This is a genomic window from Halorientalis regularis (assembly GCF_023698535.1).
Classification (GTDB): Archaea; Halobacteriota; Halobacteria; order Halobacteriales; family Haloarculaceae; genus Halorientalis; species Halorientalis regularis.
Genome location: NZ_JALJCL010000006.1, coordinates 168,855 through 190,765, shown reverse-complemented (window position 1 = coordinate 190,765; position 21,911 = coordinate 168,855). Strand labels below are relative to the sequence as shown.

Genomic DNA, 21,911 nt, shown 5'->3' with positions numbered 1-21,911 from the left:
TCGTCGCTCTCACACGCGATTGACATAGTGTTTTTCACATGTCTGACACGTGTCGCCGGTCGAGCGCGGGCTTTTGTTCGCGCCGCTCTCACGCCCACCCATGACAGTCGTCGGATTCCTGAGTGTCGCACCGGTGATCGAGGGGAGTATGGCCGAGGAAGTCGCCGCGGCCGTCGACGCCCTGGAGGAGTTCGACGTGGCCTACGAGACCACGCCGATGGGTACGACCATCGAGGCCGAGGAGATCGGCGAGTTGTTCGCGGCCGCACAGGCCGCTCACGAGGCCGTCGACGCCGACCGGGTGAGCACGGTCCTGAAGATCGACGACAAGCGCACCCGCCAGTCGGCCGAGGAGAAGGTCGCGGGGGTCGAAGACGCACTCGGCAGACCGGCCCGGAGCGACCGGGACCCGGACGCCTAAAGGGTGGCGCGCACAAGCGGAGGTATGGAGAGTCTGAACCGGATGGCGACGGATCTCGTCGACGAGGCTATCGACTTCGCCGACGAGTTGAACGTCGCCGTCTCCCGCCTCGACAACGAGGCAGTGGTACTGGATTTCGGGGTGGAGATCCCCGGCGGCCTGGAGGCCGGCCTCTTGCTCACGGAGATCGCGACCGCTGGCCTCTCGACGGTCTCGACGACCGTCGACACCGTGGCCGGTGCGCCCCTGACCCACGTCGAACTGTCGACCGATCACCCGGCGCTGGCACTGCTCTGCGGGCAGAAGGCTGGCTGGGAACTCTCGCTGGAGGGCTTCGAGGGACTGGGGAGCGGCCCCGCTCGTGCGCTGGTCGCCGAGGAAGACGTGTTCCAGCGGGTCGGCTACCGCGACGAGTTCGACTTCGCCGTGCTGGCCGTCGAGAGCGACCAGGTGCCTGATGAATCCGTCGCCGAACACGTCGCCGAGGTCGCGGGCGTCCCCGAGAGCGGCGCCTTCCTGCCCGCCTTCTCCAGCGCCAGCATCACGGGCAGCGTCACGATGGCCGCCCGCGCCGCCGAACTCGCCGTCTTCCGCCTCTCGGAACTGGGCTACGACCCGCTGGACGTGCTCTCGGTGTCGGCCACCGCGCCGGTCGCGCCCGTCGGCGACGACGAGGAGACCGCCATCGCCCGCACCAACGACGCACTGGCCTACGGGGGCCGCGCCCATCTCGTCGTCGATCAGGAGTTCGACCGCTTCGACGAGGTCCCCTCCAGCGCGACCGACGAGTACGACCGCCCGTTCGCCGAGATCTTCGAGGAGGCCGACTGGGAGTTCTACGACGTGCCCGAGTCCGTCTTCGCGCCCGCACAGGTCACCGTCGACGTGGTCGGCGGTCCAACACACGTCCTGGGCGAGCCGAACCACGACCTGCTGGCCGAGAGCTTCGACCTCTGATGCGGTTCAAGGTCGCCCCCGACCCCGTCGATTCCGACCTGCTCGGGGCCGTCCACGGGGCGATCCCACTGGTCCCCGGCTCGGTCGACGACTGCTGTGCGCGGATTCTGAACCGCACTGCCGTCACGGCCCGCGAGGACGCCGAGGCCTGGCTCACGTTCTGTCGGGCCCTGCACCTGGCGACCGAGACCGATCGGGGTTACGAGCGACAGCGCTGCGACCCCACGGACGAAGCGGTCGCCGAGGCGTTCGTCGAGCGAGTGTTCGGCGTGCCGGAACTGCTGGACGCGCTCGACGCGGCCGACGAACCGCTGTCGGCCGAGGCCGGGTTCGCGGCCATCCGGGACGCCGTCCCGACCTGGGAGCGCAATCGCCACGGCGACTGGGAGCGCGTCTGGACTGCACGGACGCGGTGCCTGCTCGACTGGGGCGTCGTGTTCGGCCACGTCGAGCGGGCCGACGAGGGGTATCGGCCGGTCTGAGTCCGCGTCGGGACCCACCCCGACCGACCGGCAGTTCTCGTCACGGGGGGAACCCTTTACCCGCCGGACGCCGAACCCGAGACCGATGGACGACCGGCCGCCCGACGCCGTGTTTCTGGACCTCGACGGGACGCTCTGTGAGTACCGGCGGTCCCGCGAGGAACTGCTCGCGGCCGCCTTCGAGGAACTCGGCGTCGAGCCGTTCTTCACCACCGCCGAGTACCGCGAGAAACTGTTCATGCAAGTCGTCACCGACGAGACCCGGGCCGAGCGCCGCGAGATGGCGTTCGCCAGCCTCGCCGAGGAGTCGGGCCGTGACCCCGCCGTGGGCCGCCGACTCGCCGCCCTCTACGCCTCGAAGCGGGACCACGGCGACGTGGAACCACTTCCCGGGGCGCTGTCGGCGCTCGACGCGCTGGGCGAGGCCTACGACCTCGCGCTGGTCGCCAACGGCGGTCCCGAGGTGCAGGACCCGAAACTCGACGCGTTGGGCGTCCGTGAGGCCTTCGACGTGATCGTCTACGGTGGCTACGACACCGCGCCCAAACCCGAACCCGGGCCGTTCCACGAGGCGCTGTACGCGCTCGACGCCGCGCCCCGCCGCGCCGTCCACGTCGGCGACACCGTCTACAAGGACGTCCGCGGGGCCGACGGCGCTGGCATCCAGGCCGCCCTACTGACCGACGGCTCCGAACCGACCACGACGCCCGATTACCTGCTCTCCTCGATGGCCGACCTCGAAGACCCGCCGTGGGAAGACAACTGAATTCCGCACCGGGTACGGCGGCCGAACACCGTAGGAAAGCGGAACCGAAGGTGTTGCGGGCGACGCTGGGGGGTGATCAGTTGTCGTCGAGCAAGGGCGAGTCCCGCAACTCGTCCATCGACGGTCGGTCGTCTTCCTGGGCCCGGGCCGACTGAATTTGGGCGTTCACGAGGGTGTTCACCTGTTGGCTCCAATCTCTGTCCGGATGCGTCCGGACGTACTCGGCCCATCGTTTGATCTGCTCACGACGATCCGCCAGGTTTCGCTCGTGTTTTCGGTCAAGATCCTTTGAGTTGCTCATATTCGTCCCGAACACCGAGCCGGTCGACGTACCCTTCGAGTGTGTCTGTGTTAAGCGTTCCCTCGGTGACTTCGTAGAGGTACAGTGCGTCCTCCGCGTCTTTCTGTGCGCCCATACTGAGCTTGTATGCTATCTGTAGTTCCACGGAGCCAGCGGTAAGTTCGTTCCCGTCGAACCGTATTTGAACCGTGTTTTCGAGGGACGCTCTGTCGAACTCGTCGCTCGGGAACTTGAGTTCGACGTTCGGAACGCGATGGCCGTCCCTAGCGATACGAATCGGGAGACCGTCCGCGAGCGTCGCGTGCATCTCCTCGAGTGGCATCGTCGACCCCCAGTATCCGGCGTCCCACAGTTGCTGTGCTATCTCATCGGCCGTTCCCTCGTCGAACCGCTCGACGAGTACGTCGATGTCCTCGGTTGCGCGGGCACGTCCGAGGAGTACGACGACGTAGCCACTGACGACAGCGTAGTCCACCCCGACCGAATCGAGTACGTCGGCCACGTCGAGAATCAACTCGTCGAGCGCGTTGGGCTCTTTGTCGATGTGGATACCGTCGTCAGTGAACTCCATGGTGTTCGATTCCGTTCCCTTGGGTGAAAAAGTCGAGGACCCCCCACTCACTCCACCGGCGTCACGTCGGTCACGGTGCCGACGCCCTTCGAACTCCCCTCGCGGAAGACGAACCGCTGGCCCTCCTCGACGTAGTAGGGGTGGAACTTGAAGCGGACGCGAGCCTCGCCGGAGTCGCCCGGCAGGAGCTGCCCGCCCTCGGGGTAGAACGCGGCGGCCTCGCTGACGGTCTCGATGTGGACGACCGGCTCGTAGCCGTCACCGATCCGGGTCGGGTGATTCAGCACCATCACCTCGGCCTCGAACTCCCGGACGGGCGTCGGATCGGCCTCGCGCGGAAGCAGGACCATCCCGCGGTCGATGTCGACCTCGGCGATGCCTTTCAGCGCGATGCCGACGATGCGGCCGGCCTGGGCTTCGTCGACGCGGTGGTAGTGCATTTCGATGGACCGGACCTCGACCTCGCGGAAGGAGCCGTCCTGCATCGGCCCGAGCAGGAGTTCGTCGCCGGCCTCCACGGTCCCGGACCTGATGGTCCCGGACGCGACCGCGCCGACGCCGGTGACGTTGTACGTGCGGTCGACGTACATCGTGAAGTCCTCGTCGGTGCGGTCACTGCCGGCGGTTTTGGGGAGGCGCTCGAACAGTTCGTCCAGCTGGTCGAGGCCGTCCATCGTGACCGCGCTCGTCGTGAGGACCGGCACGACGGTCTCGCTGATCTCTTCCAGTGCCGCGTCGACGCCGTGGCGCTCGACGCGCAGTGGCGTCTTCCCGACCTCTCGGAGCAGGCGCTCGACTTCGCGTTCGACCTCCCGCAGTCGATCTTCGTCGACGAGGTCGGCCTTCGTGATGGCAACCATCGTGGGGAGGTCCGTCGCCAGCAGGATGCCGAGGTGTTCGCGAGTGGTCTTGGTGGGGCCGTCGTCGGCCGCGACGGTGAGCAGTCCGTAGTCGAGTTTCTGCCCGACCAGGCCGCGGATCGTCGTGCGCAGCCACGGCTCGTGACCCACGGTGTCGACGAAGCTCACGAGGCGGTCGGCCTCTTCGACGACGCGGGCGCGATCCGATTTCCGGTGCGGGTTGTCCATCCGGACCGGGCCGTCGTCGTCGAAGCCGTAGACGCCGTAGGACAGGTCCGCCGAGAGGCCGCGTTCGACCTCGTGGGGTTGCACGTCGAGGAAGGATCGGGTGCCGCCTTCCCCGTCGTCGGCGTCGCCCGTGACGAGCGACCCGACGAGGGTGCTCTTGCCGTGGTCGACGTGGCCGGCGGTCCCGACGACGATGTGCTCGTCGTCTCCCATGACCGCACCTTCGCGGATGGTGGCGACGCCGACGATGCCGCCCGTTCCGGCGTCGCCGTTCGCCGCCGTACTGGTCGCCTCGTCGACACCCCACGTCTCCACGTCGTCGATGTGTGCGCCGGCCTCTTCGGCCAGCAGGGAGAGGACGTCCATCGACTCGGAGAACGTCTCGGGCTCGATCCCGGCGAGACCGCCGTCGTCGGTGACGCCGACGACGTAGGTGGCCTCACCGTCGCCCGAGAGGACGCGGTGGCGGAGCTGTGCCGCGAGGCTCTCGAACCGTCCCTCCGTCGCGTGGAGGTCTTTCGTGAGCCGCTCTTTGAACTCGACGCTGCCGCCCTCCTGTTCGCCGCGCTCGATGGCGCGCTCGAGGACGGCCCGGTCGGGGCTCATACGTTCGCGTTAGGGGACCACTATCAAAAGCTTTCTCGGATCGTGTTGCACGATAGCACGGCGCTCGCGAGGCGGGTTATCCATCGATCCGGTCGACCGCCGCCAGAAAGCCGTCGGCGTAGCTGGCCTCGGTCACCTCGTCGGCCGCCGCGAGCGCGCTGTCGTCGGCGTTGGCGACGGCGACGGAGCGTCCGGCGGTCTCGAAGGTCGCCACGTCGTTCTCGGAGTCCCCCACCGCGACGAACTCGGCGGGATCGCGGTCGAGCGTGCGCGCGACGGCCTCCAGCCCCTTGCCCTTGTCCACGTCTGGCGTCTTGACGTGGTAGGCGAAGCCTGTGTCGACGACTTCGAGGCCGTGGTCGGCCGCGATCCGTTCGAGGGGATCGAGGGGCTGATCGAGCGCGACGGCGATCTCGGTTTCGCGCCAGCGGTTGACGAAGTCCGGTTCCTCCCAGCCCAACCCGTAGCCGGCGGCTTCGTATTCCTCGGCGACGGCCCAGGCGCTGTCGGGGTCGCCGGTGAAGACGATCTCCTCGCCCGCGACGGCGACGACGCCGCCGTTCTCGGCGATCACGGTGATCGGAATCCCGAGGAACTCACAGAGCGCCACGGGATAGGGAAAGGCCTTCCCGGTCGCCACGACCACGTGATCGTCCCACTCCCGCAGGACACGCATCACGCGCGGGTCGATGGCCCGGCTCGGCCCCGTCAGCGTCCCGTCGATGTCGACGGCCAGCGGCGGCGTCACGATGTCGCCCTCCAGACTCGGTCGCTTGTCCGATCCATGCCACCGAGTAGTGGCTCGTATATGATAAGTGACCGCAGTCCTACTCGGGGGTATGGACGCGCCACACGTCGACGGCTGTCCCGACACCTACCTCGTCGACAACGCACTGTTCGGCACGCCGAATCTGCTCGCGACCTACCTGCTCGACGCCGCCGACCCGGCGATTCTCGACGCCGGCACGGTCGCCGGTGCCGAGCGCATCCTCGACGCCATGGACACCGTGGGCATCGACCCCGCCGCGGTCGAGACACTCCTCGTCAGTCACGTCCACCTCGACCACGCCGCCGGCACCGCCCGTCTGCTGGCGGCCTGTGAGAACGCCACCGTCGTCGTCCACGAGCGCGGCCTCTCTTACCTCACCGACGCCGAGCGCCTGGACCGGCTAGTCGAGAGCGTCGAGGCTGCTATCGGGATGGAAGCCCCTTACGGCGACCCCGAACTGGTCCCCGAGGACCGCTGTCGCGCCGTCTCGGGCGGCGAGGTCCTCGATCTCGGGGACCGCGAACTGGAACTCTACGACGCGCCGGGTCACGCGCCCCACCACTACGTGGCGCTGGAACCCGACAGCGGGACGCTGTTCGGTGCCGACGCCGTCGGCGCGTTCGACCCGCGCTCGGACACCGTGGCCCCCACGACGCCGCCGCCGAGTTTCGACCTCGAAGCGAACCTCGACACGGTCGACCGCCTGCTCGACCTGGAGCCGTCGCGGACGCTGTACAGCCACTTCGGGCCCGGCGAGCGCGGCGAAGCCACGGCGGAACTGCACGCATACGCGGAGATTCTGCCGGAGTTCGTCGAGACGGTCGAACGGGTCAGAGCCGAGACCGACGACGATCTGGACGCGATGCTCGACGCGTTGCGCCCGGAGTGGGAGAGCCCGACCCTTCGCCGGGACGTGGTCGGCGTCTGCCGGTATCTCGACACGCAGTGATCAGGTGAGTCGCTCGTAGGCCGCGTTGACCTTCTTGAACCGCTCCTCGTCGCCGCCGTCGGTGTCCGGGTGGACCTCCTTGACCTTCTGCCGGTAGGCTCGCTTGACCTCGGACTCGTCGGCGTCCGTGTCCAGTCCGAGGATCCGGTACGCCTCGCTCCGGCTGGGGCCGTCGTCGGCCGAGGGTGGCCGACGGCGCTGGCGCTGTTGTTGCCGTTGCTGGCCCGCACGCTGACGGCTCTGCCCGCCGCGACCCCCCGGGGCGGTCCACTCTTCGCGCGGTCCAGCGCCGAACCCCCCAGTCTCGCGGGTCCGCGAGCGTCCTCGTGCGCCGTTCTGCCGCGCCCGGTCCTCGACCGACTGGTAGAGCCTGGAGGCGAGTCGGCCGCTGGCCTGGTACCACATGAAGTAGGCGGCGGCACCGAGACCGGCCGCGACCGCGAGGATCGCGAGGTTGTAGACGAACGCGAGGAGGGTCAGCACGACTGCACACCCCGCCAGCGCGGCCGCGATGCCCGTGATGAGCCGGTCGTGATCCACGCGCTTCGATTGGGTCCCCACCCTCGTAAGCCTCTCGACTGCGGCCCTGACTGCCGTCAGCGCGCTCCTCCGTCTCCGCGCAGGATTCAAACCCGTGGCCGTGCTATCAGCTCACATGAGCGTCTCCGGGAACTGCGAGATCTGTGTCACGGGCGAAGTCAGTCACACCTGCTCGCGATGTGCCCAGATGGTCTGTGACGAGCATTTCGACGAGGAGACCGGACTCTGCGTCGAGTGCCTCTCCGACGTGGGTGGTCGCGGCGAGCGCCAGCCGGAAAATATGCCCGACGGTGTGGACACCTATCGGTTCTGACTGTCCTCGTCCCGTTCCGAGCGGGGGTCTGCCCGCGGGAGTTCGACGGTGACGACACTGCCCGTCGGCGTGCCGTCGGCGTAGGTGACGACGCCATCGGACAGCCGGACGATGTGATACACCAGCCAGAGTCCGAGGCCGCTCCCGTGCGAGAGGGGTTCGATGTCGGCACCCCCTGTCAGGATCGGTTGCTCGTTCGACGGGATCCCGGGGCCGTCGTCTTCGACCGTGACCGCGACGCTCCGGTCACATGGGTCGACGGTGACCTCGACTGTCGCCCGGTCGTCGGCGTGAACGACGCTGTTCTCGACGAGTTCGTACAGTCCCCGCTGGAGTTCGTCGATCCCGGTGACAGTCACGTCGTCGGGGCAGGTCACCGTGATCCGACTGTCGGGATGTTCGTGCCGGACGCGTGTCGCGACCGACTCGACCGTCGCCGCGAGATCGATCCGCTTGCGGCGCGGGTCGGAGGTCAGGAGTGTGACGATCCGCCGTTCCTTCTCGGCGAGGTCCGTGAGCTGCTGGCTCGCGTCGACGATCCGGTTGCCGATCACCGCCTCGTCGACGCCGGCATCGCCGTCGCCGACGAGCAGTTCCGCCGAGCCGACGACCACGCCGATCTTGTTTCGGAGGTTGTGGCGCAACACGCGACTGAGTGTCTGCAGGTGCCGTTCGCGGTCTTTGAGTGCCGTGATATCCGTCTGGATGGCGACGAACTTCTCGACCGACCCGTCCTCGCCAGTCAGCGGCGTGATCGTCTGCCGGGCGACGTATCGCGTCCCGCTGCGGCGCTCGTTGACGATCTCCTCGTCCCACTCCTCGCCGGCCAGCAGCGTCTCCCACTGTCGGGCGAAGTAGTCTTCGGACATCTCCCCCGAGTTCAGGATGTCCGGCGTCGCGCCGACCGCTTCGGCCGCCGGGTAGCCCGTGATCTCCTCGAACGCCGGGTTCACGTACTCGATCCGTCCCTCGGTGTCGGTGATGAACACCGCGTAGCCGGCGTGTTCGACGGCGCGTTTGAACTCCCGGAGCGACTGCTCGCGCTCCCTGCGCTCGTGCTCGAACCGGGCCAGCGACCGGCTCATCTCGTTGAACCCCGCTTCGATCTGCTGCCACTCCTCGCCGCCCTGTACGTCGATATCGGTCCCGTACTCCCGGTTTTCGAGGCGCGTGAACCCGTCCAGCAGGTGCTCGACCTGGTGGAGGTTCCGCCGGTAGACCCACCAGCCGAACCCGACGATCGTGAACACTACTGCCAGGATGCTCCCGGTCTGCAGGTACGTCACCGTCTGGATCGTCGACTGGACGTGGCGCTGACTCGACTGGATGCTCACCGTCCAGCCGGTGTCGCCGATGGTGGCGTTTCTGACGATGATGTTGGCCCCCGGTTCCGGTGGCTCCGAGTAGACCTCCTTGCCCGACCGTGCGTAGATCGTCAGCCCGTCCTCGCGTCCCAGCGAGGCCGTCACGCCGTCCGCGAACCACGTCTCGGGGACGTGGTACGCACCGTTGAGCGTCCCCACGATCGTCCCGTTGTGTCGGATGGGCGTGCTGACGGTCACGATGTCGTTGCCCGACTCGGCCGTGATGGGCTCGCCCAGGTACGTCTCGCCAGCCATCGCCCGCTGGAAGTAGGTCCGGTCGCTGAAGTCCGCCCCGATCAGTTCGGCCCGCTCGGCCGGCGTCAGGTCCGACACGATGTTCGTCATCGTCCCGTTGCTGGCGACGACCGATGCCCCGGAGAACTGGGTCTCATCGACCAGTCGCTGGAGCGTTGCTCGCTGGGCGTCGGTCCCGTGCCGGGTGACCGCTGGCGTCGCCGCGACCAACCGGACGGTCTGTCGCCGTCCCGAGAACTCCGAGGCGAGCTCCGAACCGACGTGGACCGCCGTCTGTGTCGTGTCCTCGCGACTCTCCTCGTAGAGTGTCGCCTTGTACTCCTGAAACCCGACGAAGATCGCGCCTGAGAGAACTGCCGTCACGAACAGCAAGACGAGGAAAAATGCATAGCGAGTTTTCATAGGTCTTGCAGGCAGACGACTTCCTTGTCGATAGGCGGGCATATACTCATGGATGTTGGGACGAAATCGGGCGGGATGGTGCCGACCGGCAGGGTCACAGACGAACCGGGCACCGTCGCACTCGACCGTGCGTTCGTATCGCGGGACGATCAGGTAACTTCGGAGACCGGGCCTCAGCGATACTGATTGAGTCGCTGTTTCAGTTGCTTCGCCGCCTGCCCACTGGCCTTGTGGAAGTCCTCGCCCTGGTCCTCACCAGCAAAGATGATGCCGCGCGAGGAGTTGACCAGTCCCACGCCGATACCGGACCGCGACCGGTTCGGCGAGCTCCGCTCGTCCAGCTCGGCCAGCCCGTGTTCCACCGCGGCCTCGGCGTCCCCGCCCTGTGCGCCGACGCCGGGGACGAGGAAGGGGAGGTCGGGGACGATCTCGCGGATCTCCGCCAGTTCGTCGGGCTGTGTCGCGCCGACGACGAGGCCGACGTTGCCGTTGCGGTTCCAGGTGTCGGCCAGCGCGGCCACGCGCTCGTAGACCGGTTCGCCCGAGGCGAGTTCGAGGTTCTGGATGTCCGCGCCGCCAGGGTTGGAAGTGCGACAGAGCAGGAACACGCCCGAATCGGTGCGTTCCAGGAACGGCTCCAGCGAGTCCCGGCCCATGTAGGGGTTGGCGGTGATGGCGTCCGCGCGGTCGAGCAGGTCGGCGTACTGGCGGGCGGTGTTGCCGATGTCGCCCCGTTTCGCGTCGAGCAGGACGGGGACGTCTTTCCCGTGGGCGTAGGCGATGGTCTCCTCCAGTGCCCGCCAGCCGTCTGGGTCCTCGTAGAAGGCCGCGTTGGGCTTGTAGCAGGCGGCGTGTTCGTGGGTCGCGTCGATGATCCGGCGGTTGAACGCCCACCGCGGGAGGTCACGGTCCAGCAGGTGCTCGGGCAACCGGTCCATATCGGGATCGAGGCCGACGGAGACGACGCTGTCGACGGCGTCGATGCGGTCGGCCAGTCGGTCGAAGAAGGTCATTACCGGGCGCTGGCCCGGGACTCACTACAAGGTTCCTATTGGCCGCTCGCTTCGTAGACGACCCGCACGCTGGTCTCGACGGACACGTCGCCGGTCTCGATGGTCGTGCCACCGCTGGCCGCCTGGGCCCGTTCGGCGTCGTAGGCCACGGGGCGGTAGTTGGTGCCCGTCGCGTCGATGCTGGCGACGCCGGTCACCGACAGCCCGCCCGCGCTGGCGAGCGTGTCGGCCTGACTGCGAGCGTTGTCCATCGCGTTTTCGAGCGCCTGGTTCCGGAGGTCCTCGCGGGTGTCGGCCGCCAGCGTGAACTGGACGGACTGGACTGCCGCGCCCGCGCCGGCCGCCGCGTCGACGACTGCGCCGGCGCGGTCGGTGTCGGAAAGGGTTACCTCGAAGACGTGGACGCCGCGCAGTTCCGGACCGGTCTCGCCGCCGTCACGACCCGGCGGCACGCGCCGCAGCGGTTCCTCGATGCTGTAGCCGGTGGTCTCGATGGCGTCGTCGGCGACGCCAGCCTCCGAGAGTGCGGTCCGCAGGTCGCTGGCACCGCTGGCGAGTTCGGAGCGGATCGCGGCCGGATCGTCACCCTCGGCGGTCACGGCGAAGCGGAGGACGGCCTGATCGGGCTGGGCGCTGGCCGAGCCATCGCCCGAGACGGTGATCGTCTGGCCACCGGTGTCGGCGGTGGTCTGTGCTGGTTGCGAGCCGGTGCCACCCATCGCGAGGACTGTGCCCGCCGCGCCGACGGTCAGGACGACGGCGGCGGCGAGCGCCAGGGCAATCGTCTTTCGCATGCACCCGTCAGTTCACCGGCCCCGTATGAATACTCGCCGTAGAGTCAAACGCCGGTTTGACTCTTGGGGAACACTCAAACCCGACGGGCCGCTACGGTCGACGGAATGCCGTCGTTCGACGCCGTCGTGTTCGATCTGGACTACACGCTGGCGGTCACCGACCGCGACCGTCAGGCCTTGCTCGACGACGCGACCGAGCGGGCCGACACCCACGCCATCGAGCGGGCGGACTACCTCGACGCCCACGGCGAAGTCGCGGCGACCGAGACCCGCGCCCCCATCTTCGAGCGACTGCTGACCGACGACACCGACCCCGAGGCCGTGGCGACGGCCTACCGGCTGGCCATCGAGGACGCCCTCGAACCCGTCGCGGGCGTCCCGGACCTGCTCGCGGCCCTGCGCGAGTCCTACCGCGCCGGCCTGCTGACGGACGGCCCGCTGGTCGCCCAGCGGGGCAAACTCGGGACGCTCGGCTGGGCCGACCTGTTCGACGCCGTCGTCATCACGGGCTCGCTCCCGACCGGCAAGCCCGACGAGCGGGCGTTCGCCGCGATCTGTGAGGAACTGAGTGTCGACCCCGCCGCGACGGTCTACGTCGGGGACCGTCCCGAAGTCGACGTGCAGGGTGCGGCCGACGCCGGTCTCGCCACTGTGCAGGTGCTGTATCCAGATGGACCCGAGCCACACCCGGCGGCCGACGCCGCAGTCGACCGCGAGGAACTGGTCGCGCGACTGCCCGCGATTCTCGACTCGCTGTAATCCGCTGACTCAAGACTCGCCGCCAGCGGCCGCGACGAGCACGTCCACTGCCGTCTTCACCGCCGCACCGGACTCGACGAACACGAGGGTGCGGGGCGGTTCGACGGCCTTGGGCCGTACCCGAAGGTCGGCGTCGGCGGCCGCTTCCGCACCCGTGTCCACGCCCGTTCGGAGTTCCAGATACACGCGCTCGGGCTGGACGGCCACGTCGGCCACGCGCTCGCCGTCGCGGTCGACGCCGTAGGCGACGGCTCCGTCGGCGGTCGGCTCCACGTCCGGGTCGGCGTCGACGACTGCCATCGCGGCCAGCGGCCCCGTCTCCCGGCCCGTGATTTCGGAGGCCAGCAGTTGTGCGATCCGTTTGCCGTCCGTGATCGTATCCTCGACCATCAGAGTTCACCCAGTGCGCGCTCGGCGGTGTCTGCCACGTCCAGCCCCTCCCGTTTGGCGTAGACGACGGCCGCGGCCTCGACGGTCACGCCCAGATCCGCCTGGAGGGAGTTGATCTCGGCGACGGCGGTCTGTTTCTCGGTCCCGGCCTCCACGACGGCGTCGAGGATGCGCTCGAACGTCGAGCGCTGCTGGAGGATCGACTCGTCGGGGACGAACCCCTCGGGCACGTCGACGCCGTCGGGGTCGAACTCGACCTCGACCTCGCCCGCGTCGCGGGTGACCAGCCCCTCGCCGGCGGCCACGTCGAGCAGGCGCTTGGCCTGGTCGGGCGTGAACCAGTCCCGGTCCAGCGAGAGGGCGACGACGAACTCGCTTTCTCCCATCGCGGTCGTGCCCTGCTGGCGGAACGGGGCGGCGACGGCTGTCCGAAGACTCATCGTCACTTCCGGCGACCGGGACGGTCCTAAACCCATCGGAACCCGTGTCGACGGAAACGCTAATCGGGCCGCCGCTCTATCGCTCCCGCATGGAGCAGGACGACGATGCGCCAGGGGACGTGACGGGACTGTCGCTGATGGAGGCCGCCGAACGGATCGCGGCCCGCGACGACCGACCGGACGAGGAGACGATCCGGACGGTTCTCGCGGAGGTCGCGGTCGAACGCATCGTCTCCGAGGACGGCATCACCGAACTCGAATCCGACACGTCGATGGCGGTCTCGAACGCAGAGAACCGCGCCGAGTACGCGACCATGCGGGTCGACGAAGTCGAGGCGGCCGCCGCAGAGGCCCCCGACCTCGAAACCGTCGCGGCGCGGTTGGACGAGTTCGCGGCCCGTGCCGAGTCCGTCGAGTCGCGGGCGCTGGACCTGGCCGACCGCCTCCACGAACTCATCCATCGGCGCGAGTACAGCGAATCCGTCTACGAGTACGTTCGCGACCTCCGGGATCTGGGCCAGGACGCCGACGCCCTCCACGGGGACGCACAGCAACTCGCGACCGACGCAGACGAACTCGAGCGCTGGCTGGACAGCCACGAGACCCGCGTCGGCGAACTGTCCGCCGATGTCGGCGCAATCGAGGCCGCGTTCGACGACCTCAAAACGGCCGCCGACCGCCTCGAAGAGCCCGACGTGATCGGCGCGGACGAACCCGACCCGGCCACCCAGTGGTTCGCGGTGACCCAGCGACAGCGGGTGAACGAACTCGTCGTCGCGGACGCCCGCGCCGAACTCGCCGACGTTCGGACCTGGGCTGAACGTGCGGGCGAGGAGACGGCCGACATCGACGGACTCGCCGACCGGCTCGACGACCTCGAATCCCGCCGGGAGCGACTCGGCGACCGGTTGGACGACCTGGCACGCCCCGCGTGGCGCGAGCAGTACGGCGAGGCTCTATCGGCGGTCGAGGCCACGCTCGACGAGTTCGAACCGCCCGTCGACTTCGGGGCCGTCCAGGCCGCACTCGACGACCACGGGCCTGCGTGAGCGGGAACAGCGCGTCCCGGCCGGTGGCGGCCACGGCGTTGGCGAGTCGAGAGGTTCAAGTGAACGCCTGCGAATCCTCGGGTATGAAAGACCAGGGACGTTCGACGCGCAAGCGCACCGGCGGTCGACTGCGACCGAACCACAAGAAGAAAAAGCACGAACTCGGCGACGAGCCGACCGAGACGCAGGTTGGCGACGCGAAGCTGAAGTTCGTCGACAAGCGCGGCAACACCGAGAAGATCCGCGCTATCGAGGCCGACACCGCCAGCGTCGCTACCGACGGCGAGGTCGTCGCCGCCGAGATCGAGAACGTCGAGGCCAACGACGCCAACCCCAACTACGCCCGCCGAAACATCATCACGAAGGGTGCGATCCTCGAGACGAGCGAGGGCCGCGTCCGCGTCACCTCCCGGCCCGGCCAGGACGGCCAGGTCAACGGCGTCCTCGTCGACGAGTAAGGTTTCAGGGTCGCGGTGCCGCTTTCTGCAGTGCGCTCTCCGCGATGTTGCCGCCGTAGTCGGCGGTCCGTGACAGCGAGTCCACGACCAGTCCCAGGACCTGGGCGGTCTGTGAGTCCATCTGGTGGATGAGGTCGTCGATCTCGCGAGCGCTGTCGTCGATCGGGCGGATACGCGAGCGCGCTTCCGTGGCCAGCCGGGTGGCCTCGTCGGCATCGTCCTCCAGCAGGGCGTCCATCGCCGTCTCGGGCACTGCAAGCGCCTCCTCGCGGAGTTCGTACAGCCCCTCGCCGATGTCCTCGGGTACGTCGTCGACTTCCAGCGTCAGCCGCGCGATCTTCGAGGCGTGGTCGGCGATCCGCTCCAGCTGGCGGGCGCTGGACTGGTAGTCGAAACAGGTCTCCCGCGGGAGGCCGATCTGGGAGGCCGCTGTCGGGTCCCGAAGGACCGACCGGAACACCCGGGAGATCATGTACCAGAGTCGGTCCACGTCGTCGTCGCGCTCGCGCACGTCGTGTGCGAGATCGTCGTCGTTCTCTACGAGGGCATCCACGGCGTCCGACAGCATCGTGAGCGCGACCAGTCGCATGCGCGTGATGGCGTTGTGGACCGACAGCTCCGAGGAATCGAGCAGGTCCTGCAACACTACGCGCTCGCTGGTCTCCTCGATCACTTCCAGTCCGACCAGTCCCTGCGTGGCCTGGCGGATGGTCCGGCGCTGCTGGGCGCTGACGCGCGGTGTCTCCAGCCGAATGATGTCGAACCCGCTGACGTACATCGTCATGACGGCGCGCGTGAGTTGGTCGCCCTCCAGCCCGCTCACGTCGAGGGTTCCCTCCGTGCGCTCCTCATCTTGCTTCGGCGAGAGCAGCAGCGAGTCGTCCTCGGCGTGGAACTCGACGATGCTCCCCGCACTCACGTCGTTCTCGGTCGCCCAGTCCTTCGGGAGCGACACGGTGTACGTCGACCCGCCCGTGACCTGCACCTTGCGCGTCTCCATACCCGTCCTTCTGACTTCTCCCCAATAAATCAATCTATATCTATATATGCTCGGACGAATAACCCATGTGGACGCGATGAGTCCCTTGTCGGTAGATCCGGACTGTACATCGACACCGAACCCTCGCTATTGGACGTCACGTGCGGCCGGTGGTAGTCCGACTTTGGGACCCACTCGCGTTCGAAAACGCGGGTAGAGGAGCTACAACCGGCGAGTAGCGGCCGGTAGGAGGTAGTGATACGTAATTCTATATAGATAATGGATATAGGGGTAAAAGTAATAGTAGGGTATTTATTCATCTGCCTATCCGTATTTGGTGATGACGCACGAATCAGACTCTGGCCTTTCGCGCCGGAAGTTCGTGGCGGCAGCGGGAACTGGGATCGCAGGGACAGCCCTCGCCGGTTGTATCGGCGGTGGCGACGGCAGTGGGAGTGACGGTCCGGGGACGCTGACCTCGGGTGGGTCCTCGACCGTCTACCCGATCATGAACACCGCGGCGTCCTACTGGCAGGGTAACCGACCCGCCTCGGACACCGAGTACTGGCCCGCGGCCGACTACGACATTGACACGGACAAGAACCTGGCCGATTACTGGGCCGGCCTCTACGGCTTCGAGCCCTCGGACAGCGGTCAGCCGCCGTTCCCCTACACCGTCGGCCTGTCCCACTCCGGGACGGGCGTCGAGAAGGTCAAGAACGGCCAGTACGACATCGGGAACTCCTCGGGGAACGTCGAGGACGAGCTCCCGGAGCGTGACTCCTACGAGAAGTTCATCGACCACGTGGTCGGCGTCGACGGCCAGCCGCTGGTCGTCTCCCAGGAGATCGCCGACGCTGGCCTCAGCAAGATCACGGGCCAGCAGCTCAAGGACCTCTACAAGGGCCGCATCAGCACGTGGTCGGAGATCGACAGCAGCCTGCCGGACAAAGACGTCCAGGTGCTGGGTCGCGTCAAGGGCTCGGGGACGCGCACCTCCTTCGTGAGCAACGTGTTCGGCGATCCCAAGGCAAACACCACGGTCGCCAACCGCTACGGCCAGAACCAGCAACTCGCCTCGGCTGTCGCGCAGGCCGACAACGCGATCAGCTACCTCGCGCTCGCGTTCGTCGACACTGGCGGGCTCTCGCCCGTCGCGCTGGAGTGGGAAGGAACGACGTACAAGTACCAGGACGACCAGAACGGCCTGGACTCGAAACAGTACCCACTCTCGCGTGACCTGCACTGCTACACGTGGGACGGCACGTCCAAGCAGGAAGCCGCGGTCATCAACATGGTTCTGCACGACTTCGGGCAGGACACCTTCGTCGGCCCGAACAACTACTTCAAGCTCGGGGCCCGCCGGCAGAAAGAACAGAAGAACAAGCTCCCGTCGCAGTCCTGAGGTCCCGTGACTGTTTTTTAGAGACCGGTTGCACCGAATCGATAGAATTAGAAAACAGCTAAAGCATACAGCAGCATACGTGGTGGTAACCTAAATGCTCAGCTCAGTCACGGCGGAGGTACAGGACGCGATACTCGGTGAGGACCCATCCGAGGGAGCGCTACGGACGGTCGGGCTGTCGGTGCTCTCTCTGGTGGCGTCGCTGCTCTGCATCTTCCTCGCGCCAGGGTTCGCGCTCCCCGTACTCGCCGCCTTCGTCGTCGTGACCGCGTTCGGGTGGCGGACCCACCAGGCGGAGATCGCGCGACTGCTGACGCTGGTCGCGACGATCCTTACAGTCCTCACGGTGACGTTAATCACTGTCTACCTCTTCTTCAGTGCGTTCCCCGCCTTTACAGCCCATGGGATCGATCTTCTGACCATCCCGATTCTGGAATCGGGGCCCCAGTGGTTCTTCTGGCTCGATTTCGTCTTGCCGACCGGCGAGACGATCTGGAACCCGCGTGCGGGCGTCTACTCGCTGATACCGCTCATCTGGGCGACTGTTATCGTCACTACAATCGCGGGACTCATCGCCGCGCCGCTGGGCGTACTCGGTGCGCTGTTCATCGCCGAGGTCGCGAGCGACCGACTGCGGGAAGCGATCAAACCGGGCGTCGAGATCCTCGCCGGTATCCCCTCTATCGTGTACGGGTTTATCGGATTCAAAGTACTGAACGGATTCATCCAGAAGTCGTTCCTCGACGACGGAGCCAGCTTCCTCATCGCCGGCCTGGTCGTCGGCATCATGGCACTGCCGACCGTCGTCTCCGTCTCCGAAGACGCCCTGTCGAGCGTCCCGGACGCGATGCGTGACGGGTCCGCTGCCATGGGCGCGACGAGCTGGCAGAGCATGAAGAGCATCTCCGTGCCCGCGGCCTCGTCGGGCATCTCGGCGGCGATCATCCTCGGTCTGGGACGAGCCATCGGCGAGACGATGGCCGTCGCGGCGATCTTGGGTGCCGTCGTCCAGCCCACGGTGCCGCTGTTCGACATGTTCGACGCGAGTTCGACGCTGACCAGCGCCATCGCGCACAACTACGGGAGCGCCACCGAGAGTACGCTGGACGTGCTGTTCGTCGCCGGCGTCATGCTGTTCGTCATCGTCGCCGGCATGAGTGTCATTTCACAGTACGTCGAACGACGTATCAACCGGAAACTGCAGGGCCAACAATGAGCGAAGGGTACGCACACGAGAACGAACTCGTCAGCGCGGAGTCGAACCTCTACGACCGGGCGATGGACGTCGGAATCGCCCTCAGTATCACCACTTTCGTCGTCGGGATGATCACGTTCGCCGACGGCGTCTCGCTGGCGGCCACCGGGATGGAGTTGGTGACCTTCTTCGGTATCCTTCTGGGCGTCGTCGCCGGCGGCGTCGGGATCGTCGCCGTGTTCTCCTACACGAACGTCGTCCCTATCACGTCACAGCGGGTTCGGGGCGTCGCGCTCGGCCTGCTCGTGAGCCTGGTCGGCCTGGCCGTGGCGGCCGCCGCACTGCCGGTCTCGCTGGCGACGATGCTCGGTCTGGTCATGATCGTCGAGGCCGGACTCCTCGTCGCGGCTGGGGCTGGTTCACGGTTCGGATTCGTCGAGACGGACCCGAGCATGAGCGCGGGCCTGCTCGCGGGTATCGTGTTCGGTCTGCTCGGTGCAGCTATCGGTGCCGTTATCGTCGCCTCCTTCCCTGGTGTGCCCGGGGTCATTGCGGGCGTCCCGCTGTGGGCGCTCGGCGGTCTCCTGTTCGGTGTCGGCTTCGTCGTGCTGACGGTCTCCCCTCGCGAAGATATCGGGTCGACGGTCCCGCCGGCGCTGATCATCGGTATCCTCGGTGCGACCATCGCGACGGCGGTCATCGGCGTCGGCTGGCAGTGGACCCCGGAGAATCTCAGTGGTGGGTTCACCGGTGGCTCTGTCATTCCGGTGTTCGTGTTGTTCGGGTCGTTGCTATCGAGTTGGTCGGCGGCGAAGTGTCGCGCCGACTTCGGTGCCAGGGGCCGCCAGTACGGTGCCTTCTTCGTGATCAACCTCAACGCGTTCCTGATGGTCGCGATCATGGCCGCGATCGTGGTCTTCGTCGCGGTCAAAGGGATCGGCTGGGCGTTTCACGACTTCTCCATCGGTGCCCTCTCGCTGCTCGTCGTACTGGCTCCGCTTCTGGTCCTGACGGTCCAACGTGCCAGAGCCCCTGCAGGGACCGACGAGTGGCACTCGGCTGCCCGTCAGTTCTTCCGGGTCCTCCCACTCGCGGCCGTCGGATCGTTCGCTGCGATGCTGCTTGGTATCATCGTCACCGGCACGCCGTTCGAGATTCCGTACCAGTACGCGATCCTCGTCGACAGGAGCACTGTCATGCTCGACACGGCGTTCCGGGTGACCCCGTCGCTGGCCGTCGGGAATCTGCTCGTGATCGTCTCCGGCACGCTCCTGTTCACGTACTTCCTTCGCCGGTACGGGAGCCTCCGGGACGTTGGCATCGAGTACGAACGACTCTCCCCCGTGCGCCAGGCCGTGCCAGCCGTAATCGGCCTGCTGGTCCTTTTGAGCCTGGTGTTCGTGGGTATCGGACCGGCCCCTGGTGGTATCCCGATCGGTCCCACGGTTGGACTCGGCCTGGCGACGCTCGGTGCAATCGTGGTCGCCGCGCTCGTACTCGCTCCCCTGGGTGCCCTGCTGACCGGCGAGGGGAGCCTCGCCGAGCGCGCACACGAGAACGCACAGCTACTCAACGTCGGGCTCTTCAGCGGCGTTGCCCTGCTGTTCGCGGTCATCGTCCTCGAGTGGACGGCCGTCTCGAACCCGCAACTCGGCCCTCTCGCGCCGGTGCCGACAGTCGCGCTGCTCGCGGCACTCGTGTCGATCTGTCTCGCCGCGTTCGCCGCACGGGCACGCCGGTCGACGGACGACACGCTCAGACACCGGGTGCTGGGCGAAGAGGTGACACTCGCGCTCACGGCTGCGGCCGGGTTCGTCACCCTGATTGGCCTCCACGTCGCGGCCACGAGCGAAACGGCCTTCGCCGTCGGACCGGTCGAAGTCGCGATTCACGGATCGCTCTCCTGGCCGACCGTGCTTCAGGGAGCGATTCCGCTCGGACAGGCACCCGGCGGAATCTACCCGGCCATCGTCGGGACGATCTGGATCGTGATCGGAGCATCGCTGTTCGCGGTCCCGCTCGGTCTCGGGGCGGCGGTGTTCCTCACCGAATACGCGGAACAGGGGCGATTCACCGAAGTGGTCGAGACGGCGACTAACGCGCTCTGGAGCACACCCAGTATCGTGTTCGGGCTGTTCGGTGCGGCGTTTTTGATCCCACGACTCGGTAACAGCCTGTCGTTGCTGGCCGCCCAGTTGACACTCGCGTTCATGCTGCTCCCGCTCGTGGTCATCACGAGTCGCGAAGCCATCAAGTCGGTCCCCGACGAGTACCGTGACGCCAGCGCCGCACTGGGCGTCGACCGGTGGACGACGATCAGGAGCGTCGTGATCCCCGCAGCGATGCCCGGCGTCGTGACCGGGGTCATCCTCGGTGTCGGCCGCATCGCTGGCGAAACCGCACCGCTCATCCTTGTGCTCGGATCGGAGATCAACGCGACGAACGCTATCGACGTACTCGGCGGATTCGCGTTCACCACCTCACCGCCGTTTATTACGAACGAGGCGTTGCTCAACAGTTCCGCGGCGCTCCCGACTCAGGTGTGGGGTATCATCACCGCCGGCGTCAGCGGTTCGACGTCGAAGGGCTGGGCCACCGCGTTCATGCTGCTCGTGGTCGTCCTGTCGTTCTACGCCGTCGGGATCATTGCGCGGACCTACTTCAGGAGGAAGATCAACTATGAATAATCAGATCGGCGACACGGACACGGATACAGACACGAACGTCAGCACCGACACGAGTACCGACAGCCAACTGGGTGCCACCACCGGGGTCGAGACCTCGACCACCACGACGGCCGGCGAGAGCGAAGAGCAAATCCGCGACGAGTGGACCGACTATCGGTTCGACAGCCCCGCGAAACTCTCCGTCGAAGACCTGAACGTCTGGTACGGCGACGATCACGCGCTGAAAGACGTCTCGATGGAGATACCCGAGGAGAGCGTCACCGCGCTCATCGGCCCCTCGGGCTGTGGGAAGTCCACCTATCTCCGGTGTCTCAACCGCATGAACGACCGGATCAAGGCCGCTCGCATCGATGGCTCGGTCGAACTCGATGGGATGGAGATTTACGACCCCAACACGAACCTCGTGGAACTCCGCAAGCGTATCGGCATGGTGTTCCAGTCCCCCAATCCCTTCCCCAAGTCCATCCGTGACAACATCTCCTACGGGCCGCGCAAACACGGCGAGATCAACAAGGGACTGTTGGCGCGGTTGTTCGGCCGCGACGACTCCGAGAAGGAGGCCGAACTCGTCGAGCGCTCGCTGCGCCAGGCCGCGCTCTGGGACGAGGTCAACGACCGCCTCGACGACAACGCGCTCGGCCTTTCGGGTGGGCAACAGCAGCGTCTCTGTATCGCCCGCTGTCTGGCTGTCGACCCCGAAGTCATCCTGATGGACGAACCAGCCTCGGCACTGGACCCCATCGCCACCTCGAAGATCGAGGATCTGGTCACCGATCTGGCCGAGGACTACACCGTCGTCATCGTCACCCACAACATGCAGCAGGCCGCGCGGATCTCCGATCAGACCGCCGTCTTCCTCACTGGCGGGGAACTCGTCGAGTACGACGACACCGACAAGATCTTCGAGAACCCCGAGAGTCAGCGCGTCGAGGACTACATCACCGGCAAGTTCGGGTGA

24 protein-coding genes are annotated in these 21,911 nt (G+C 67.0%); 13 read left to right on the top strand and 11 right to left on the bottom strand.

All coding sequences use genetic code 11. The features are described 5' to 3' along the window. Nucleotides 1-100: 100 nt before the first annotated feature. From MU521_RS09765 to MU521_RS09750, 4 genes are all read left to right on the top strand, one after another. Nucleotides 101-421: an MTH1187 family thiamine-binding protein gene (locus tag MU521_RS09765; protein ID WP_092691865.1), complete on the top strand. Its 321-nt coding sequence runs from the start codon at nt 101-103 to the stop codon at nt 419-421. A 24-nt stretch (nt 422-445) separates the two neighbouring features. Beyond that, complete coding sequence (mch, locus tag MU521_RS09760; protein ID WP_092691863.1) at nt 446-1,378, top strand: methenyltetrahydromethanopterin cyclohydrolase; 933 nt, start codon at nt 446-448, stop codon at nt 1,376-1,378. Next, the gene (locus MU521_RS09755; RefSeq protein ID WP_092691860.1) at nt 1,378-1,860 is read left to right on the top strand and encodes a double winged helix-containing putative transcriptional regulator; all 483 of its coding nucleotides are present in this window, start codon (nt 1,378-1,380) and stop codon (nt 1,858-1,860) included. The genes mch and MU521_RS09755 overlap by 1 nt, the downstream gene beginning before the upstream one ends. Before the next feature lie 85 nt (nt 1,861-1,945). Further along, nucleotides 1,946-2,626: an HAD family hydrolase gene (locus MU521_RS09750; RefSeq protein ID WP_092691857.1), complete on the top strand. Its 681-nt coding sequence runs from the start codon at nt 1,946-1,948 to the stop codon at nt 2,624-2,626. Between the two features lie 76 nt (nt 2,627-2,702). On the opposite strand, the gene MU521_RS09745 is transcribed toward MU521_RS09750, so the two are convergent. From MU521_RS09745 to MU521_RS09730, 4 genes are all read right to left on the bottom strand, one after another. Continuing rightward, nucleotides 2,703-2,927 (bottom strand): DUF8150 family protein, encoded by a 225-nt coding sequence (locus MU521_RS09745; protein WP_092691854.1) that lies wholly within the window; start codon nt 2,925-2,927, stop codon nt 2,703-2,705. After that, nucleotides 2,905-3,498 (bottom strand): nucleotidyltransferase domain-containing protein, encoded by a 594-nt coding sequence (locus tag MU521_RS09740; RefSeq protein ID WP_092691851.1) that lies wholly within the window; start codon nt 3,496-3,498, stop codon nt 2,905-2,907. Before MU521_RS09740 ends, MU521_RS09745 begins: the two co-directional genes overlap by 23 nt. A 47-nt stretch (nt 3,499-3,545) precedes the next feature. Further along, entirely contained in the window at nt 3,546-5,192 is a 1,647-nt protein-coding gene (locus tag MU521_RS09735) for a GTPBP1 family GTP-binding protein (RefSeq protein WP_092691849.1), read from the bottom strand. 76 nt (nt 5,193-5,268) lie between these two features. Then, nucleotides 5,269-5,940: a phosphoglycolate phosphatase gene (locus MU521_RS09730; protein WP_092691847.1), complete on the bottom strand. Its 672-nt coding sequence runs from the start codon at nt 5,938-5,940 to the stop codon at nt 5,269-5,271. A 91-nt stretch (nt 5,941-6,031) separates the two neighbouring features. Here MU521_RS09730 and MU521_RS09725 point away from each other — a divergent pair, with 91 nt between their 5' ends. Next, nucleotides 6,032-6,910: an MBL fold metallo-hydrolase gene (locus MU521_RS09725; RefSeq protein ID WP_092691845.1), complete on the top strand. Its 879-nt coding sequence runs from the start codon at nt 6,032-6,034 to the stop codon at nt 6,908-6,910. Here the strand turns inward: MU521_RS09725 and MU521_RS09720 are convergent, their stop codons facing one another. After that, a complete protein-coding gene (locus MU521_RS09720; RefSeq protein WP_092691842.1) occupies nt 6,911-7,450 on the bottom strand; it encodes a J domain-containing protein in 540 nt (179 codons plus the stop codon). Between the two features lie 115 nt (nt 7,451-7,565). Here MU521_RS09720 and MU521_RS09715 point away from each other — a divergent pair, with 115 nt between their 5' ends. Continuing rightward, a complete protein-coding gene (locus MU521_RS09715; protein ID WP_092691840.1) occupies nt 7,566-7,763 on the top strand; it encodes a hypothetical protein in 198 nt (65 codons plus the stop codon). On the opposite strand, the gene MU521_RS09710 is transcribed toward MU521_RS09715, so the two are convergent. The 3 genes from MU521_RS09710 to MU521_RS09700 all read right to left on the bottom strand — a co-directional run bounded on the left by MU521_RS09710 (nt 7,751) and on the right by MU521_RS09700 (nt 11,591). Then, nucleotides 7,751-9,784: a PAS domain S-box protein gene (locus tag MU521_RS09710; protein ID WP_175452852.1), complete on the bottom strand. Its 2,034-nt coding sequence runs from the start codon at nt 9,782-9,784 to the stop codon at nt 7,751-7,753. The two genes, MU521_RS09715 and MU521_RS09710, sit on opposite strands and share 13 nt — an antisense overlap. Nucleotides 9,785-9,957: 173 nt before the next feature. Next, the gene (gene pyrF, locus MU521_RS09705) at nt 9,958-10,797 is read right to left on the bottom strand and encodes an orotidine-5'-phosphate decarboxylase (RefSeq protein ID WP_092691835.1); all 840 of its coding nucleotides are present in this window, start codon (nt 10,795-10,797) and stop codon (nt 9,958-9,960) included. 35 nt (nt 10,798-10,832) lie between these two features. Continuing rightward, complete coding sequence (locus tag MU521_RS09700; RefSeq protein ID WP_092691832.1) at nt 10,833-11,591, bottom strand: SIMPL domain-containing protein; 759 nt, start codon at nt 11,589-11,591, stop codon at nt 10,833-10,835. 105 nt (nt 11,592-11,696) lie between these two features. Between MU521_RS09700 and MU521_RS09695 the strand changes: the two genes are divergently transcribed. After that, nucleotides 11,697-12,350: an HAD family hydrolase gene (locus MU521_RS09695; RefSeq protein ID WP_092691829.1), complete on the top strand. Its 654-nt coding sequence runs from the start codon at nt 11,697-11,699 to the stop codon at nt 12,348-12,350. Between the two features lie 9 nt (nt 12,351-12,359). Here MU521_RS09695 and MU521_RS09690 read toward each other — a convergent pair whose 3' ends face one another. Both MU521_RS09690 and MU521_RS09685 read right to left on the bottom strand, forming a co-directional pair. After that, on the bottom strand, nt 12,360-12,740 hold the full coding sequence (locus tag MU521_RS09690) for a DUF7993 family protein (protein WP_092691826.1): 381 nt from the start codon (nt 12,738-12,740) through the stop codon (nt 12,360-12,362). Then, nucleotides 12,740-13,180 carry a DUF2240 family protein gene (locus MU521_RS09685; RefSeq protein WP_092691824.1) on the bottom strand — a complete coding sequence of 147 codons (441 nt, stop codon included), beginning with the start codon at nt 13,178-13,180 and terminating at the stop codon, nt 12,740-12,742. The genes MU521_RS09690 and MU521_RS09685 overlap by 1 nt, the downstream gene beginning before the upstream one ends. 89 nt (nt 13,181-13,269) lie before the next feature. Here MU521_RS09685 and MU521_RS09680 point away from each other — a divergent pair, with 89 nt between their 5' ends. Further along, nucleotides 13,270-14,229, top strand: a complete 960-nt coding sequence (locus MU521_RS09680; protein WP_092691821.1) for a hypothetical protein — start codon at nt 13,270-13,272, stop codon at nt 14,227-14,229. 83 nt (nt 14,230-14,312) lie between these two features. Next, nucleotides 14,313-14,687, top strand: coding sequence for a 30S ribosomal protein S8e (locus tag MU521_RS09675; RefSeq protein ID WP_092691818.1), 375 nt, complete (start codon nt 14,313-14,315; stop codon nt 14,685-14,687). Between the two features lie 4 nt (nt 14,688-14,691). Here the strand turns inward: MU521_RS09675 and MU521_RS09670 are convergent, their stop codons facing one another. Then, nucleotides 14,692-15,687: a phosphate signaling complex PhoU family protein gene (locus MU521_RS09670; RefSeq protein WP_092691816.1), complete on the bottom strand. Its 996-nt coding sequence runs from the start codon at nt 15,685-15,687 to the stop codon at nt 14,692-14,694. A 319-nt stretch (nt 15,688-16,006) separates the two neighbouring features. On the opposite strand from MU521_RS09670, the gene MU521_RS09665 reads away from it, so the two are divergent. From MU521_RS09665 to pstB, 4 genes are all read left to right on the top strand, one after another. Further along, entirely contained in the window at nt 16,007-17,071 is a 1,065-nt protein-coding gene (locus tag MU521_RS09665) for a PstS family phosphate ABC transporter substrate-binding protein (protein WP_092691813.1), read from the top strand. Nucleotides 17,072-17,165: 94 nt separating this feature from the next. Beyond that, entirely contained in the window at nt 17,166-18,287 is a 1,122-nt protein-coding gene (gene pstC / locus MU521_RS09660) for a phosphate ABC transporter permease subunit PstC (protein ID WP_092691811.1), read from the top strand. Next, nucleotides 18,284-20,953 carry a phosphate ABC transporter permease PstA gene (gene pstA / locus MU521_RS09655; protein ID WP_092691808.1) on the top strand — a complete coding sequence of 890 codons (2,670 nt, stop codon included), beginning with the start codon at nt 18,284-18,286 and terminating at the stop codon, nt 20,951-20,953. The genes pstC and pstA overlap by 4 nt, the downstream gene beginning before the upstream one ends. Beyond that, nucleotides 20,946-21,911: a phosphate ABC transporter ATP-binding protein PstB gene (gene pstB / locus MU521_RS09650; protein ID WP_092691806.1), complete on the top strand. Its 966-nt coding sequence runs from the start codon at nt 20,946-20,948 to the stop codon at nt 21,909-21,911. Before pstA ends, pstB begins: the two co-directional genes overlap by 8 nt.

Coding starts and splice junctions, on each gene's coding strand:
- MU521_RS09765 (WP_092691865.1), top strand. CDS start 101: ATGACAGTCGTCGGATTCCTGAGTGTCGCACCGGTGATCGAGGGGAGT.
- mch (WP_092691863.1), top strand. CDS start 446: ATGGAGAGTCTGAACCGGATGGCGACGGATCTCGTCGACGAGGCTATC.
- MU521_RS09755 (WP_092691860.1), top strand. CDS start 1,378: ATGCGGTTCAAGGTCGCCCCCGACCCCGTCGATTCCGACCTGCTCGGG.
- MU521_RS09750 (WP_092691857.1), top strand. CDS start 1,946: ATGGACGACCGGCCGCCCGACGCCGTGTTTCTGGACCTCGACGGGACG.
- MU521_RS09745 (WP_092691854.1), bottom strand. CDS start 2,927: ATGAGCAACTCAAAGGATCTTGACCGAAAACACGAGCGAAACCTGGCG.
- MU521_RS09740 (WP_092691851.1), bottom strand. CDS start 3,498: ATGGAGTTCACTGACGACGGTATCCACATCGACAAAGAGCCCAACGCG.
- MU521_RS09735 (WP_092691849.1), bottom strand. CDS start 5,192: ATGAGCCCCGACCGGGCCGTCCTCGAGCGCGCCATCGAGCGCGGCGAA.
- MU521_RS09725 (WP_092691845.1), top strand. CDS start 6,032: ATGGACGCGCCACACGTCGACGGCTGTCCCGACACCTACCTCGTCGAC.
- MU521_RS09715 (WP_092691840.1), top strand. CDS start 7,566: ATGAGCGTCTCCGGGAACTGCGAGATCTGTGTCACGGGCGAAGTCAGT.
- MU521_RS09710 (WP_175452852.1), bottom strand. CDS start 9,784: ATGAAAACTCGCTATGCATTTTTCCTCGTCTTGCTGTTCGTGACGGCA.
- pyrF (WP_092691835.1), bottom strand. CDS start 10,797: ATGACCTTCTTCGACCGACTGGCCGACCGCATCGACGCCGTCGACAGC.
- MU521_RS09700 (WP_092691832.1), bottom strand. CDS start 11,591: ATGCGAAAGACGATTGCCCTGGCGCTCGCCGCCGCCGTCGTCCTGACC.
- MU521_RS09695 (WP_092691829.1), top strand. CDS start 11,697: ATGCCGTCGTTCGACGCCGTCGTGTTCGATCTGGACTACACGCTGGCG.
- MU521_RS09690 (WP_092691826.1), bottom strand. CDS start 12,740: ATGGTCGAGGATACGATCACGGACGGCAAACGGATCGCACAACTGCTG.
- MU521_RS09685 (WP_092691824.1), bottom strand. CDS start 13,180: ATGAGTCTTCGGACAGCCGTCGCCGCCCCGTTCCGCCAGCAGGGCACG.
- MU521_RS09680 (WP_092691821.1), top strand. CDS start 13,270: ATGGAGCAGGACGACGATGCGCCAGGGGACGTGACGGGACTGTCGCTG.
- MU521_RS09675 (WP_092691818.1), top strand. CDS start 14,313: ATGAAAGACCAGGGACGTTCGACGCGCAAGCGCACCGGCGGTCGACTG.
- MU521_RS09670 (WP_092691816.1), bottom strand. CDS start 15,687: ATGGAGACGCGCAAGGTGCAGGTCACGGGCGGGTCGACGTACACCGTG.
- MU521_RS09665 (WP_092691813.1), top strand. CDS start 16,007: ATGACGCACGAATCAGACTCTGGCCTTTCGCGCCGGAAGTTCGTGGCG.
- pstC (WP_092691811.1), top strand. CDS start 17,166: ATGCTCAGCTCAGTCACGGCGGAGGTACAGGACGCGATACTCGGTGAG.
- pstA (WP_092691808.1), top strand. CDS start 18,284: ATGAGCGAAGGGTACGCACACGAGAACGAACTCGTCAGCGCGGAGTCG.
- pstB (WP_092691806.1), top strand. CDS start 20,946: ATGAATAATCAGATCGGCGACACGGACACGGATACAGACACGAACGTC.